This is a genomic window from Pandoraea anapnoica (assembly GCF_902459765.1).
GTDB classification, from domain to species: Bacteria; Pseudomonadota; Gammaproteobacteria; order Burkholderiales; family Burkholderiaceae; genus Pandoraea; species Pandoraea anapnoica.
In genome coordinates, this window is sequence record NZ_CABPSP010000002.1 from 105,448 (window position 1) to 119,133 (window position 13,686).

The following is a 13,686-nucleotide window of genomic DNA, read 5'->3' on the forward strand; positions in this document are numbered from 1 at the left end:
TGCATCGCGCCATACACTCCGGGTATTCCCTGATTAGCAGGGACGTCCTGAGTATCCGGAGTTAAGGCGTAGCACGATGAACACCCCGCAAGCCACGCAAATCCCAACGCAACAGACCGAGCAACCGACCTCGCGCACTGCCATCGCGCCGACCGGCCGTGAGACCGCGCAGGCGGAGGGCGTCCGAGCCACCCCGCTCGTGACGCTCGCCGTCGTCACTGTGCTGACGGGGATTGGCGCAGGCATCGGCGGCACAGTGCTCGCCGCCCTGCTCCACATCGTTCAGCATCTGGCCTTCGGCTATGCCGAGGATCAGGTCTTCGGTGCGCAGAGCTTTCTGAGTGGCGTTGCAGCCGCATCGCCCGAGCGTCGCTTTGCCGTGCTGACAGCGTGCGGTGTTGTTGCCGGGCTCGGCTGGTATGCCGTGCATCGCCACGGCGCAAAGCTCGTCTCAATCAAAGAAGCGGTCGGACGCTCACGCCCGATGCCCGTCGGCAGCACGCTCGCGCATGCGGTGTTGCAGATCGTGACGGTCGCGCTGGGCTCGCCGCTCGGGCGCGAAGTCGCACCGCGTGAAATCGGTGCGCTGATCGGCGACCAACTGGCGCGTCGCGCCGGGCTGTCTGCCGAACAATGTCGTCTGCTCGTCGCGTGTGGAGCAGGCGCGGGACTCGCTGCCGTCTATAACGTGCCGCTCGGTGGCGCGATCTTCGTGCTGGAAGTGCTGCTCGGTACGTTCGCGTGGCGCGCGGTGCTGCCCGCCTTTGCGACCTCGGCGATTGCGGCCGCTGTCGCCTGGATCGGCATGGGGGCGGAACAGCAATACACCCTCCCGGCGTTCGACGTCACCGCGCCGCTCGTCGGCTGGGCGCTCGTGTGCGGCCCGCTCGTCGGGGTCGCCGCGTGGGCATTCGCGCGTCTGACCGAAAGCGCCCGCGCCGCCGCGCCGCGCGACTGGCGTGCGCCGGTCTTCGCACTGGCCAACTTCATGGTGCTGGGCCTGGTCATCGCCTGGTACCCGCAATTGCCGGGCAACGGCAAGGGCCCGGCATCGCTCGCATTCAACGGCGAACTGGTGACGGCACTGGCATTCGTGCTGCTGGTGCTGCGCGTGCTCTTTACGTGGAGTAGTCTGCGCGCCGGGGCGGCAGGCGGTCTGCTCACACCGGGACTGGCGAACGGCGCGTTACTCGCGGTCGTGCTGGCGGGATTTTGGAATGGCGCGTTGCCGCAGGAGATGGAAGTTGCACTCGGCGCGGCAGCCCTCATCGGGGCGACCGCCTTCCTCGCCGTATCGATGCGCATGCCGATCACGGCCGTGGTGCTGGCGCTGGAATTCACGCACGTGAATCAGGATTTCCTCGCGCCGATGTTGCTGGCTGTCGCCGGTGCCGCCTGCACGGCACGCTGGCTCGATCAGCGCGTGGCCACGACGAAGAGCCGCGGGAACGGCAGCAGTACCGTGCCGTCGGCCAGTGCCGGATAAGCCTTCGCGATTTCTTCCGTGTAACGCGCGAGGAACGCCTCGCGCGAAGCGTCGTCCAGCTTCGTCAGGAACGGACGCAGCGCGCTGCCCTTGAACCATTCGACGACAGCCGGTGCGCCGCCTGCGAGCGGATGGTAGTAAGTTGTGCGCCAGATATCGACGCGCGAGCACACGGCACGCAGCATCGGATAGTAGAACGCCGCGCCATGACGTGCAGTGCGCTCCGTGCCTTTGAGCGTCTCCGCCCAGCGCGGGTCCGCGGCAACTTCACGCATCAGCCGGTGAGCGGGTTCGTCGAGATTGTCGGGCGTCTGCACGGCCAATGAACCACCGGGCGCAAGACACGCGACGAGACGCGGATACAGCGTTTCGTGATCGGGCAGCCATTGCAACACGGCGTTCGCGAGAATCACGTCGAACGGGCCGTCTTTCCACGCACCGATATCCGCGACGTCGAAATGAAACTGCGGAAGACGTTTGCGCGCCGCGTCGACCATATCCTGCGAACTGTCCAGCCCGAGTACTTCTGCCTGCGCATAGCGCGCCGCCAGCACTTCGGTCGAGTTGCCGGGGCCGCACCCGATATCCACGACGCGTGCGGCATCGCGGCCGGGAAGCTCAGGGATCGCAGCGACGAGATCGCGCACGGGACGCGTGCGCTCGTCTTCGAACTTGACGTACTGCGACGCCTGCCACGCGGGATTGGTCGGGGCGTGCGAAGTCGTCGACGACTGGTTTTGCGACATGAATCACTCCTTCAGGCGGCTATCGATCAATATCGATCAACAGCCGTCACGATATCAGGTCGCCGCCTGTAACGCCTCCACGAATACACGCAGATGCGACGGCTCTGCGTCAGTGATCGCCCAGTACGTCATGCCATTGCGTCGCCAGCGGGCAATCGCATAGCCGTCGCTGCCGGTGATCATGGGCGCAGCAGACGCCTTGTCGCGTGCCGGATATACGTAGACGTCGATCGGATGCTTGTCGGTGTAATAGATGAGTACCGACACCGTGCGACCGCCGACATAATCCAGACGTCCGCCCGCGAGCGGGAATCCCTTGTCCGCCAGATCGACGACCGGCGGTGCGTAGTCGAGGCGTCCGTTGAACCACGGCTTGACGGTATGCTGGTCCGTCGAAATCACGTCAATCGGATGCTGCGACAACAACGCGCGCACGTGACTCGACACGATCTCCTGCGGCTGCAAGCCGCTCTGAGCAGCCGGTTCAGGCGCCTGCGTGGGTGCTGGCGGACGCGCCACCAGCAACGCCATCGCCACCGCCAGCCCGCCGAGGATCGCACCGCCCGCGCCACCGAACAGCCACGGCGCAAGACTCGGCCCCCACGCGGTTTCCACACCAGTGGACTTGACGGGTTTCGCAGGTCTGGTTTCCGGCTTCGCTCCCTTCTTATCATCCTGCCTGACTTCGCGCTGGAAGTCGGAAGCCGACGATGCGCTCACCGCCTCCTGCGCGACGGCACGGCGCTCGGCATTCGCCAACTCGTCGCGAAGCCGTTCACGCAATGCTTGCGGCGCGTTGTGATGCAACGAGCCGTCCCGAAGCATCTTGCCCAGCGTGGTGGTTTCGCTTGTCGTCGGCAGGTCTTTGGGATCGTCGTGCATGTCGTCATGCTTACTCATCGCGTCCTCCCCGAGTCGTGCCGTCGAGCGGCAAGCGCGTCAGGCGTGTCACTTGCGCAGATGAGGACGAAGAAGCTGCTGCCGCCCCGCCCTCCTGCGCAGCGCGCAATGCCGCCGCGAGCATCTGTCTGCCGCGCGCGAGCCGCGACATGACCGTGCCCGCAGGCACGCCGACGATCGTCTCGATTTCCCGGTAGCTCATATCCTCCATCTCACGCAAAACCAGCACTTCGCGGAACACGACGGGCAAGCCAGCAAGCGCCTCGCGCACCAGCGCACATTCGTCGCGGCGCACGGCCAGCATTTCCGGATCTCCCGGTGACGCGTCATCCCACCCCGGCAGACGATCCGCCTCGTGCAAGCCGTGCATCGCTTCGTCGAACGGCGTGCCGTCGGCAGCGTCGGAGCGGCGTCGCCACTCGGTCATCCAGGTATTGCGCACGATGGCCAGCAGCCACGCCCCCGCATTCTCGCCACGAAAACCGTCGAAAAAGCGCAGCGCACGCAGATAGGCCTCCTGCACGATGTCATCCGCATCGCTTGCGCTGCCCGAGAGCCAGCGCGCAAGGTTGTAGGCCGCATCGAGATGCGGCAAGGCCAGTGCTTCGAATCGTCCTGACGCCTGAGCGCCAGGGGTGTCCGCATCGGTCACCAGGATCTCCCGAGATCGGGCAACACTGTGCCCGCGTGAGTCGGACTGACGCTACACGTGACATCGCGAACGATATCTCGATGATCGTCGCAGCCATCTGCAAACAACGTCAGTGGGCTCATTGAATCACATCTGCACGCGCGAACGGTCATTTCACGACGATCACCCCTGTCATATGGGGATGAATCGCACAGTAGTACGGGTACGTTCCCGGCTTGTCGAAGGTGAACGCGAACGTGCCGTCGGTATCGAGCGCGCCGGACGCAAACGTGCGTGGATTCGACGAACTCGTGACGGTGTGCGGCTCGTCGTCGCGATTGGTCCACGTTACACGCGTGCCAGCTTTGATCGTGAGCGTTGCGGGCGAAAAGGTGAAGTTCTCGATGTGGACTGCGCCCGGATCTGCGGCAGCGGCCTCGGCTCGCCCGGCGACCACGAGCATACCGGTCGCCGCGACGGCGAGACCTGCCAGCAGCGTGCGACGTTGCGCGGCATGCGGGCTCAGGCGTGACGAAGGAGACGAAGAGAACAAAGAGGACGATTTCATGGCGGCACCTCCGGGTCATGACGCCAGCGTGGTGTCGCCCAACAGCGGTGCACCGTCCAGCGAAGTGAAATCGACGCGGCGAATTCCCAACGTCTGCCGCAGTTGCGATGCGTCGACCTTCAACGGTCCCGGCCCCGGACCGTCACCCGGCGCAGGCTGCGGAAACGCCGTCGACATCGCCGTCTGCAATCGCACGTTGCCTTCGACCTTTTGCAATACCTGATGGATGTGGCCATTGAGCACCGTCACCGATCCGAACGGACGCAGTAACGCAAGCGCGCGGTCGCCGTCGTCGGTCCCCCATCCCCACGCCGGATAGACGGACCAGAGCGGCATGTGGGTGAATACGACGAGCGGCGTGCTGCGGGAGCGGCCCTTGAGATCGGCGGCGAGCCAGTCGAGTTGCGTGTCGCCGAGGTAGCCCATGCCACCCGCCTTGAGATTGAGGACGTTCACGAGCGCAATGAAGTGCACGCCCTGCTGATCGAAGCTGTACCAGCCATTGCCCCCGCTGCGGGGGGAAAAGCGGCTGAAGAAGGCACGACCGTCGTCGCCGATAACGTCATGCTCGCCCGGCACATAGTGGGTCTCGAGACCCGCGCCGTTCACGATCTGCTGCGCCGTGTCGAACTCTTCGGCCCGGGAAAGATGGCTGACGTCGCCGGTGTGCAGCATGAACGCAGGCCGCTGTGCGGCACTGCGGATACGCTCGATGGCGGATTGAAGCGTGGCGGCCGGATCGGGATTCGGGGCCTTGTTGAAGCCGATATGGCTGTCACTGATCTGGACGAACGAGAGCGTGCCGGACGACGGCTTCTCGGCAGCCGAGGCCGTCGTACCGCCCAGCATCGTCGCGAGCGGGAGGCCGCGCGGCACGCCGCCGTCGAGCGTCCATAAAATGCCCGCCCCGGCCCACGCCAGACAGGCCATCGCACGACGACGCGACATCGCTGGCGCGTCGGCTACGTCTTTCCCACCGTCATTCGGATCACGATCGCTCATGGCACACCTCCACAGAATGAGGGCGCCCGGTTCGTCACCATGACAGAGTTTCGAGCGCGCCGTTATCTGTAATACCGGCGCACCCGACGATTTATTCCCGAACGCCTGAGCGACGTTGCGAAGAGACGAACATCGAAGCCGGGATCAGAGCGGCGAGTCGTTCCACCGAGGCAGTGCGCCGGTGCGGCCATGCGTGTGCCACGACGGCACAACGTTGAGCACGCTCTGGCACCCACTATCGGCTGTAGCGATTGTTTGGGCTTTGACAGCATCCGCTCCGCGCGGGCTCAGCAAAGGACGCGGGTCGACCGGATTGCCGTTTCGACGCAGTTCGAAATGCAGATGTGGGCCGGTCGCCATGCCCGTCTGACCGACTGCACCGATCTGCTTGCCGGCCACGACGGCATCGCCGACGCGCAGGCCACGCTCCATGGCGGACAAATGCGCGTAGACAGTCTCGCTGCCATAGCGATGCGAGATCACCACGTAGTGTCCGAACCCGCGACGCTCGAAACCGATGAACTTCACACGGCCGTCAGCAGCCGCAAGCACCGGGGTGCCGGCCGGTGCCGCAAAATCGACGCCGGTATGGGTATGCGACACGCGGCGCACGGGATGGCGCCGTGTGCCGAATTCCGACGACACGCGCGCGCCTGCCACCGGCGTAACGAACGACGTGGCCGATGACACCGCACGGGCAGCCGTCGACGGGACAAACAGGCTGGCGCGCCCCTGCACCGCCGACGTATGCCAGCGGCTGGCCGCCGACACGGGAATCGGAGACAACGGCGTGATCTTGCCGCAGACTGACTGATTGACCGACACCGCAGGCAACACCGCAGACGGACCGTTGTGAGCAAACAGTGGCCCCGTCAGACGCGGATGCAGATGCAACGGCGCTCCCGCGGCCGCCGTCGCCGATAGCGGCGCGACCATCCAGAGACCGAAGACGGTCGCGGCCAAACCGCTGTCCAACGCTGCGCGCGTGCGCTTGGCGAAAGGAATAGAGAAAGACATCGCTCGACAGACTGAATCGGAAACGACGCAGTCTACGGGGCGAAGGGGCGAAACTTAGTAGGAAATGGCCCAACCTAACCGCAGATCGCGGCCAAAACTAGGGAAATTGGGAATTTGCACAACGCAATGTGCGGACTTACGAGTGCCGAGCGCTGCGCCGCCGCGCCGATCAGCGTCGCGTGCCGGGACGCGTGCGTTTGATCGCGTACATCGCCTCGTCGGCGTGATCCATCAGTTGCGTCATATCGGTGCCGTCGTCGGGCAGCATGGCAATGCCCACACTCACCCCCAGTTCGAGCGGCCTGCCTTCGAACTCAAACGGCGCGCCCACTTCCTGTGCCAGTCGCTGGCTGTGCGCCTCGGCGTCTTCGCGCGAATGGATACCGCACAGAATCATGCCGAACTCGTCGCCGCCCACGCGGGCGATCGTGTCCGAGCGTCGCGCCGTGGCGTTCATGCGCTCCGCGGCGGCACGAATGGCGGCGTCGCCCGCACGATGGCCGTAGCGGTCGTTGATGGGCTTGAGCCCGTCCATATCGATGTTCAGAATGCCGAGCCGCGACGACGAACGCAGTGCCAGATGCACGGCCTGACGCAAACGGTCGTAGAACAACGCGCGATTGGGCAGGCCGGTGAGCGCATCGTGCGTGGCTTGCAAATAGAGCTGACTCGTCTCGAAGCGCGCCGCATGGAACATCGCCGCCGCGATGAGTTCGCTCATCAGTTCAAGCGTGCGGACGTCGGCATCGGGGAACGCCGACGGGTCCGGCGCGAAGACTTTGAGCACACCGACGGTCGTGTCCAGATGCTTGAGCGGTGTGACGATCATCGAGCGCAGACCGACCTTGCGGCAGGCCTCGCGGTCGACGCGCGGATCGGTCTCGGAATCGTCGCAGCGAAGAATCTCGCCTGTCTTCACGCACTGGCCCGAGAGCGAGCCGTCGCGCGACAGGCGCATGCCCAACAGGTTGGCCGCGACACCGGACGCCGCCCGGTACACCATGTCGTCGCCTTCGGCCAGTTCCACCACCGCGCCATTGGCTTGCGTCAGATGTTGCACCCGCTCCGCCACGAAGGCCATCACGCCGCCGAGATCCAGGCCGAGTTTGGCAATTTCGGTTTGTGTTTTGACGATCTCCAAAAGCGTATTGCTTTCGGGCATCACGGCGACGGCGTTTTGGGTCACGACCTATCCTGTTCTTCAAAAAGCGTGAACCCGAAATGTACCATCGCGCGTTTGGAAACTCACCTCAAAACGCCCGTTGCAGCACCGCAAGCGCCAACGAATCACAACGCTGCGGCTGGCATCACACCTGGCTGACGCGGCAGCAGACGCCGCGCAGCCGGTCTGCTCACATGCCGATGCAGCGCGCCACCGAGCAGCGTGCAGACGATCAGCACGGGCACGTAGACGAGGAACGTCCAGCGCATGTCGTCGCCCGCAAGCGCACGGTACGCTGGCGTCACGGCCAGCACGACGAACATGTGGCTGAGGTAGATCTCGTAACTCCAGCGGCCCATTTGCGTCAGCCAGCCGAAACCGATCGGCATGGCACGCGTGGAGCCATGCGCGGCGACGAGCCACAGCGCCGCACTCAGACACAGCAGCAACATGACGTGGTCATGCAGAGGCGGCCACAACACGTCGTTGAAAAACACGACGGCAAGCAACCCTGCCACGCCCAGCGCGCCGAGGCCTCGGGCAACACCGCGCGCGAGCGTCACACGTTGCGTCAGCAATGCCGCGAGCACGCCCCAGGCGATCGCCGCCATGCCCGGAAGATAAGCCTTCTCCTGCCAGATCTCGTTGCCTGCCAGCGCCGCGCGCGTCCACGGTAACGAGATGGCAAGCGCCACAAGCGCGAGCACGCGCCACGGCCCGCGCAGCAACAGGCAGAGCAATGGGAACGCCAGATAGAAGCACTCTTCGATGGAGAGCGACCAAAGCACATCCCATCCGCCCGGCAGCCAGTTTGTGCGGCCCTCGTACCAGTTGAGGGTCATCGTGAGCGCCGACGTCACGGCACCGGAGAGCGATTGCCCCGGCTTGTTGATCACGAACGTCGGCACGCCGAGCAGGTGCATCACCGACAGCACGGCCAGCAGCAGAAGCAGCAACGGGAAGATGCGAACGGCGCGCAGCGCATAGAAGTGACGCCAGCGCATAGCGTCGAGCGAGCCGTAACGCTCCAGCGAACGACGCGTAATCACAAAGCCGGAAATCACGAAGAAGACAAACACGGCTTCGTAACCGTTGAAACTGATGCCCTTGACGATGCGCTCGGGCAATACGTCGCCCAACAAACTCGGGCCGAGCGGCAGACGAAACTTCAGGGCGAGGTGGTGAACGACCACGAACAGAATGGACAAGCCGCGCAGCAGGTCGATGCCGTCGTTGCGCGTGCGCAGCGCAGGCGCTTGCGCCGAGGGTAAATCCATGAAAACTCCGGAAGGTGTGCGGGGGGTCACACCGCAGACATCGTACTATGCCGCTGCCCCAGTGACACCCCATCGAATTCGACGGGGTTACCGGGGGGGCATACCACGCCGTCGCAAACCGCCCCCTTTGGTCGAACGAACCGCCATCGGCGCTGTCCGACGCCATTAAGCCCCCAAGATCGCACCGCCAAATGACAATTTGGTTTCGTCACCGCGGCGCGCGTAAGATAGCGCTTTCGCCCGGAGCGCCCTGCTCCCGGGCCGTCATTCGGCAGTCATGTCTAACTTCTGGATCACCATTACCGATTTCGGTAGCGCCGCCGTCACGGTGCCGCTGGCCGCCGCCCTCATCCTCTGGTTGCTTTCCGCACGCGCATGGCACGCCGCCTTCGCCTGGATTGCGCTGTTTGGCGCGGGTTCGCTCGTCGTGGCGGCCTCCAAGGTCATGTTCCTCGGCTGGGGACTCGGCGTTCGCGAAATCGACTTCACGGGCGTCAGCGGCCATACGTTTTTTGCCGCGACCGTCTATCCGGTCATCGCGTGGTTGCTGCTGAGCAAGCTGCCATGGCCGTGGCGGGTGCTCGGCACCGTGCTCGCGGCTGCCGGGAGCGTGGCCGTGGGCGTCTCCCGGGTTGCGCTGTCGGCGCATTCGGTCTCGGAGTCGATTGCGGGCTGTATCGTCGGATTCTCGGTCTGTGCAGCATTCGCGTGGTACACGCGCGGCGACGATGCGCCTAACCTGAAGACGCTGCCGATGGCCGCGAGTCTGTTCGTGCTCATGATGTGGCTGCACGGCGAGAGTGTGCCGACGCAACGCTGGATCACCGACATCGCGCTTATCATGTCGGGCCGCGAACAGCCCTTCAAACGCTATAGCTGGCTGGCCCGCAAGCCCGCGCCCGCACCGGCGATACCGGTGACGCCTGCGCTTCCGACGCCGAGCCCTGCCTCAGTGCGCTAGGCGGTCGCTGCGCACGGGGGCAACTTGTCGTAGATCAGAGTAGACATACGTGGCGTGCGTTATATTCAGTGAAACGCACGCCCCACGTCGTGCGACCGAACGGAGTCCGCCATGCCTGCTCGCAGTGACAAGACGTCCCGCTCCACGACTTCCCGATCCAACAAGTCCCGCATCACGGCGGAAGTGCCGCCGCCACCGACTTCGTCCACAGCCTCAAGGTCTCGTGGCGCGCCCAAGACGGCCAACCCGCCCACGCGTCGGACGGTGCCGCATGGGGCAACTGCCGATCCCTCAGTGACGCGCAAGGCAACGCCAGCCACGCCCGAGTCGAGGCCATCGGAAGCGCCCTCGTCCTCCTCATCCCCCTCTGCCACACCACCCACCTCGTTCACCGACCATCTCGACCGTGCCGCAATGGCGACGACCGCGCGTTTCACCGGCAACGTCTCGCCCGCCGCCGTCGCCCTCGCATGGGCCGACTGGGCCATGCACGCGGTGACAGCGCCCGGCCATCAGTTGAACGTGTTCAAGGCGTTCGCCGCCATCGACAAGCCAGCAAGCACCGGTGCGACGAACACCAGCGGTCCGCACGAAGTCGACCGACGCTTTCGCGATCCGTCGTGGGACAAGCCGCCGTTCTCCTGGTGGCGCGAGCGATTCCTGCACACGCAGGCATTTGTCGACGAGATGACCGGCGAGATCCCCGGTGTCGACCCGCACCATCGCGATGTCGTGCGCTTCATTGCGCGGCAGTGGCTCGACGTCTTTTCACCGAGCAATCAGTGGTGGGTGAACCCCGAAGTGCTCTCGTCGATTCGCGAGACGCAGGGGCAGAACCTCGTCAAGGGTGTACAACGCTGGTGGTCGGATCTGCGGGATATGGCGGCAGGCAACGCCCCCGGCGCAGGCCCCGCGGCGTGTCAGGCGTTTCGTGTCGGACACGAAATCGCCGCCACACCGGGCAAGGTTGTCTATCGCAATGCGTTCTTCGAGCTTCTCCAATACGCGCCTTCGCAGGCGCAGACCTGGCGTGAACCCATACTGATCGTGCCGTCGTGGCTGCTGAAGTACTACATCCTCGATCTGGAAGCGCAACATTCGCTGGTGGCCTATCTGGTGTCGCAAGGCCATAGCGTCTTCATGATCTCGTGGCATAACCCTGGACCGGAAGATCGTGACCGAGGCCTCGAAGACTATCTGGAGTCGGGCCTGTTGACGGCCTTGCGCGAAGTGCGTCGCATGACCGGCGATGTTCCCGTCCACGCCTGCGGCTACTGTCTCGGCGGCACCCTGCTCGCCATCGCTGCGGCGACGCTGGCGCGTCAATCGGGATCGGCCGGTCAGTCAGGGCAAACGAAGCGCAAAGCAGACGATGCCGGGATGCTCGCCAGCGTCACATTGCTAGCCGCGCAAACGGACTTCAGCGAACCGGGAGAGTTGGGCCTGTTCATCGACGCGAGTCAGGTCGCGTATCTCGAAGCGATGATGTGGCGGCAAGGATTCATCGGTGGAGAACAACTTGCAGGCACCTTCCAGTTGCTCAATTCGCGCGACCTGATCTGGTCGCGCCTCATGCGCGACTACCTGCTCGGCGCACCTGCACAGACGACCGACTTCACCGTCTGGAACGCGGACACCACGCGCATTCCCGCACGCCTGCACAGTCAATGTCTGCGCGAACTGTATCTGAACAACGCGCTGGCGACGGGCACGCTCAAAATCGGCGGGCAACCGGTGGCACTCTCGGATATTCGTGTACCGATGTTCGTCGTGGCGACCGAGCGCGATCACATTTCTCCATGGCGCTCGGTCTACAAGATGCACCTGCTGAACCACGGCGATCTGACGTTCGCGCTCGTCTCGGGCGGGCACAATGTGGGGGTGGTGTGCGAGCCGGGACATGCTCGCAGTCATCACCGGGTCGCCACGCGCGTGGCCGGTTCGGCCTATCGCGACCCGGACGAATGGTTCGATACGACACCCGCTATGCAAAGTTCCTGGTGGCCCGCATGGCAGGCGTGGCTGCTGGCGCAAGGCAAACACGGGGGCGGCGACAAACCCGTCGCAGCCCCCTGGCCGCCGGCGACTTCGCTCGGCGACGCGCCTGGTACTTACGTGCTCGAACGCTGAGCGTGGCTGCCGCCGCGCTTGGGCGGCACGCGACCGTTAAGCGGCGACTGCTGCGACACCGCGGCTTCGGTCGCCTGGGCGGCTTCCGTCGACATGCGACGCCACGCATCCATCGTGCCCTGCGTCGCCTCGTTGAATGCCTGGAACCACTTCTGCAACGGCGCTTCGCCCGCCTGCGTCGCCGCACCTGCGGCCGTGCCCGCACCGATCAGGTCGGGCAACGTCATTGCGCCAGCCATGCCGTGCTGTAGCTCCTCAGCCGTCTTGCGGCAATGCTCCGCCCACAGCAACTGGTTGTTCGCACATACGGCCAGCCACTCGCGCCAGAACTCGTTCTGCTGAGCGATCTGGCCATTGAGCAGTTGCAGATGGGCCGTCAGCAGACCATTGAAGTCTTTCGCACCGCCCAGCGATTTGGCGGCTTCCGAATGGGCTTTGAGCAACCCGCCGTCGCGCTCCACTTGCAATTGATGCGTGCGTTGCGCGGCTTCAAGCAGAATCCCGTAAGCATCCAGCGCGCTCGCCGTACCCAGTTTGACCAGCGCCAGTGCCGGATTCGTTTCCTTTGACATCGTCAATCTCCTAAGTCAGTAGTTTTGATGCGTCGCTGCACGTCACTCCATATGCATGCCGCCATTGATGGCGAGGTTGCTGCCGGTGATGAAACCTGCGTCGTCCGACACAAGAAAGGCGACGAGCGCAGCCACTTCGTCGGGACGGCCAAGTCGGCCGACCGGAATCTGCGGAAGAATGCGCGATTCGAGCACGTCTTGCGGCACGACCGTGACCATCTTCGTCGCGAGATAGCCGGGCGAGATTGTGTTGACCGTCACCCCCGATTTGGCGACTTCCAGTGCGAGCGCCTTGGTGAAGCCGTGCATACCCGCCTTCGCGGCCGCATAGTTTGCTTGCCCAAAAGCGCCGCGACTGCCGTTGACTGAGGAGATGTTGACGATGCGTCCCCAGCCACGCGCGACCATGCCGCCAAAAAGCGGCCGGGTCATGTTGAAAACGCTATCCAGATCCGTGCGCAATACCGACTGCCAGTCTTCGACTGTCATCTTGCGCATGGTGGCATCGCGCGTAATCCCCGCATTGTTGATGAGAATATCCACCGGACCGGAGTCCGATTCGACGGCTTTCGCACAAGCCTCGCAGGACGCGAAGTCGGCAACGTCGACACGATAGGCGGCGAAATTGTGGCCTGTAGCGCGCATGCGCTCGACCCATCCTTCGCAATCGTGATTTTGGGGTGAACAAGTGACCGCAACGCGGTAGCCGACATCGGCAAGACGCAGGCTGATCGCCTCGCCCAAACCGCCCATGCCACCTGTCACCAATGCTGTTCGTGTTGTCATGGCTATCCGTCTCTGGTTAACGTCTGTCGTTAAACTTCGGATACATCCAGCATAGTCGCGAACGACCGACTTGCTGTAGCAATCGACACCCCGGCAAAGACTTCGCTTGACCCTGGTCAAGCCGCAGCGCCACTCGGCACCGTCAGCATCGAAAAGCGCGCTGCCGGCATCGACCTCCTGTGCTGCTCTTTTTATGAACTGCCGGGTGTCAGCGCTGCGATGTCGCCAGTCATTGCAACTGGCCCGAGTGCGACTCGATGCGCACGACAACGTTCCTCGGTTGTGACAATTTGTCCCGGAGAGTAGCCTTTCTGACATGCGCGTCAGCACCACGTCGATTGCATGCAATGTGACATCTGCTGACACTACACTCGCGTACACGCTTGCGGATACGCCTGTCAGACATCGTACTCCAAAATAATTTGTTGGTTGGTCATTCGCACCTCAT

General features: G+C 64.1%; 12 protein-coding genes and 1 pseudogene. 3 read left to right on the plus strand and 10 right to left on the minus strand.

What is annotated here, in order from left to right; translation table 11 throughout:
• The first annotated feature begins 76 nt into the window (after positions 1-76).
• Positions 77-1,486, plus strand: coding sequence for a chloride channel protein (locus tag PAN31117_RS03675; RefSeq protein ID WP_150737023.1), 1,410 nt, complete (start codon positions 77-79; stop codon positions 1,484-1,486).
• Here the strand turns inward: PAN31117_RS03675 and tam are convergent.
• From tam to PAN31117_RS03715, 8 genes and pseudogenes are all read right to left on the minus strand, one after another.
• Positions 1,417-2,232, minus strand: coding sequence for a trans-aconitate 2-methyltransferase (gene tam, locus PAN31117_RS03680; protein ID WP_150737024.1), 816 nt, complete (start codon positions 2,230-2,232; stop codon positions 1,417-1,419). The two genes, PAN31117_RS03675 and tam, sit on opposite strands and share 70 nt — an antisense overlap.
• A gap of 54 nt (positions 2,233-2,286) precedes the next feature.
• Complete coding sequence (locus PAN31117_RS03685; RefSeq protein WP_246188904.1) at positions 2,287-3,132, minus strand: anti-sigma factor family protein; 846 nt, start codon at positions 3,130-3,132, stop codon at positions 2,287-2,289.
• Positions 3,125-3,835, minus strand: a pseudogene (locus tag PAN31117_RS03690) (RNA polymerase sigma factor); the annotation flags it as partial. The gene PAN31117_RS03685 and the pseudogene PAN31117_RS03690, both read right to left, overlap by 8 nt.
• Positions 3,836-3,932: 97 nt before the next feature.
• Positions 3,933-4,331 carry a cupredoxin domain-containing protein gene (locus tag PAN31117_RS03695; RefSeq protein ID WP_150737026.1) on the minus strand — a complete coding sequence of 133 codons (399 nt, stop codon included), beginning with the start codon at positions 4,329-4,331 and terminating at the stop codon, positions 3,933-3,935.
• Positions 4,332-4,346: 15 nt separating this feature from the next.
• Positions 4,347-5,333 carry a metallophosphoesterase family protein gene (locus PAN31117_RS03700; protein WP_174990808.1) on the minus strand — a complete coding sequence of 329 codons (987 nt, stop codon included), beginning with the start codon at positions 5,331-5,333 and terminating at the stop codon, positions 4,347-4,349.
• 144 nt (positions 5,334-5,477) lie between these two features.
• Complete coding sequence (locus tag PAN31117_RS03705; protein WP_150737027.1) at positions 5,478-6,350, minus strand: M23 family metallopeptidase; 873 nt, start codon at positions 6,348-6,350, stop codon at positions 5,478-5,480.
• A gap of 169 nt (positions 6,351-6,519) precedes the next feature.
• Entirely contained in the window at positions 6,520-7,512 is a 993-nt protein-coding gene (locus PAN31117_RS03710) for a sensor domain-containing diguanylate cyclase (RefSeq protein ID WP_150737320.1), read from the minus strand.
• Between the two features lie 125 nt (positions 7,513-7,637).
• Positions 7,638-8,789, minus strand: a complete 1,152-nt coding sequence (locus PAN31117_RS03715; protein WP_150737028.1) for an acyltransferase family protein — start codon at positions 8,787-8,789, stop codon at positions 7,638-7,640.
• Between the two features lie 277 nt (positions 8,790-9,066).
• On the opposite strand from PAN31117_RS03715, the gene PAN31117_RS03720 reads away from it, so the two are divergent.
• Both PAN31117_RS03720 and PAN31117_RS03725 read left to right on the plus strand, forming a co-directional pair.
• Complete coding sequence (locus tag PAN31117_RS03720; protein ID WP_150737029.1) at positions 9,067-9,750, plus strand: phosphatase PAP2 family protein; 684 nt, start codon at positions 9,067-9,069, stop codon at positions 9,748-9,750.
• Positions 9,751-9,861: 111 nt separating this feature from the next.
• The gene (locus PAN31117_RS03725) at positions 9,862-11,880 is read left to right on the plus strand and encodes a PHA/PHB synthase family protein (protein ID WP_246188906.1); all 2,019 of its coding nucleotides are present in this window, start codon (positions 9,862-9,864) and stop codon (positions 11,878-11,880) included.
• On the opposite strand, the gene PAN31117_RS03730 is transcribed toward PAN31117_RS03725, so the two are convergent.
• Together PAN31117_RS03730 and phbB are read right to left on the minus strand one after the other, a co-directional pair.
• Positions 11,862-12,452 carry a hypothetical protein gene (locus PAN31117_RS03730; RefSeq protein ID WP_150737030.1) on the minus strand — a complete coding sequence of 197 codons (591 nt, stop codon included), beginning with the start codon at positions 12,450-12,452 and terminating at the stop codon, positions 11,862-11,864. The genes PAN31117_RS03725 and PAN31117_RS03730 overlap by 19 nt on opposite strands.
• A 42-nt stretch (positions 12,453-12,494) precedes the next feature.
• Entirely contained in the window at positions 12,495-13,238 is a 744-nt protein-coding gene (gene phbB, locus PAN31117_RS03735) for an acetoacetyl-CoA reductase (protein ID WP_150737031.1), read from the minus strand.
• Positions 13,239-13,686: the final 448 nt, after the last annotated feature.

What these genes read in the sequence shown, in the direction of transcription:
- PAN31117_RS03675 (WP_150737023.1), top strand. Translation starts at nt 77, where the DNA reads ATGAACACCCCGCAAGCCACGCAAATCCCAACGCAACAGACCGAGCAA.
- tam (WP_150737024.1), bottom strand. Translation starts at nt 2,232, where the DNA reads ATGTCGCAAAACCAGTCGTCGACGACTTCGCACGCCCCGACCAATCCC.
- PAN31117_RS03685 (WP_246188904.1), bottom strand. Translation starts at nt 3,132, where the DNA reads ATGAGTAAGCATGACGACATGCACGACGATCCCAAAGACCTGCCGACG.
- PAN31117_RS03695 (WP_150737026.1), bottom strand. Translation starts at nt 4,331, where the DNA reads ATGAAATCGTCCTCTTTGTTCTCTTCGTCTCCTTCGTCACGCCTGAGC.
- PAN31117_RS03700 (WP_174990808.1), bottom strand. Translation starts at nt 5,333, where the DNA reads ATGAGCGATCGTGATCCGAATGACGGTGGGAAAGACGTAGCCGACGCG.
- PAN31117_RS03705 (WP_150737027.1), bottom strand. Translation starts at nt 6,350, where the DNA reads ATGTCTTTCTCTATTCCTTTCGCCAAGCGCACGCGCGCAGCGTTGGAC.
- PAN31117_RS03710 (WP_150737320.1), bottom strand. Translation starts at nt 7,512, where the DNA reads ATGCCCGAAAGCAATACGCTTTTGGAGATCGTCAAAACACAAACCGAA.
- PAN31117_RS03715 (WP_150737028.1), bottom strand. Translation starts at nt 8,789, where the DNA reads ATGGATTTACCCTCGGCGCAAGCGCCTGCGCTGCGCACGCGCAACGAC.
- PAN31117_RS03720 (WP_150737029.1), top strand. Translation starts at nt 9,067, where the DNA reads ATGTCTAACTTCTGGATCACCATTACCGATTTCGGTAGCGCCGCCGTC.
- PAN31117_RS03725 (WP_246188906.1), top strand. Translation starts at nt 9,862, where the DNA reads ATGCCTGCTCGCAGTGACAAGACGTCCCGCTCCACGACTTCCCGATCC.
- PAN31117_RS03730 (WP_150737030.1), bottom strand. Translation starts at nt 12,452, where the DNA reads ATGTCAAAGGAAACGAATCCGGCACTGGCGCTGGTCAAACTGGGTACG.
- phbB (WP_150737031.1), bottom strand. Translation starts at nt 13,238, where the DNA reads ATGACAACACGAACAGCATTGGTGACAGGTGGCATGGGCGGTTTGGGC.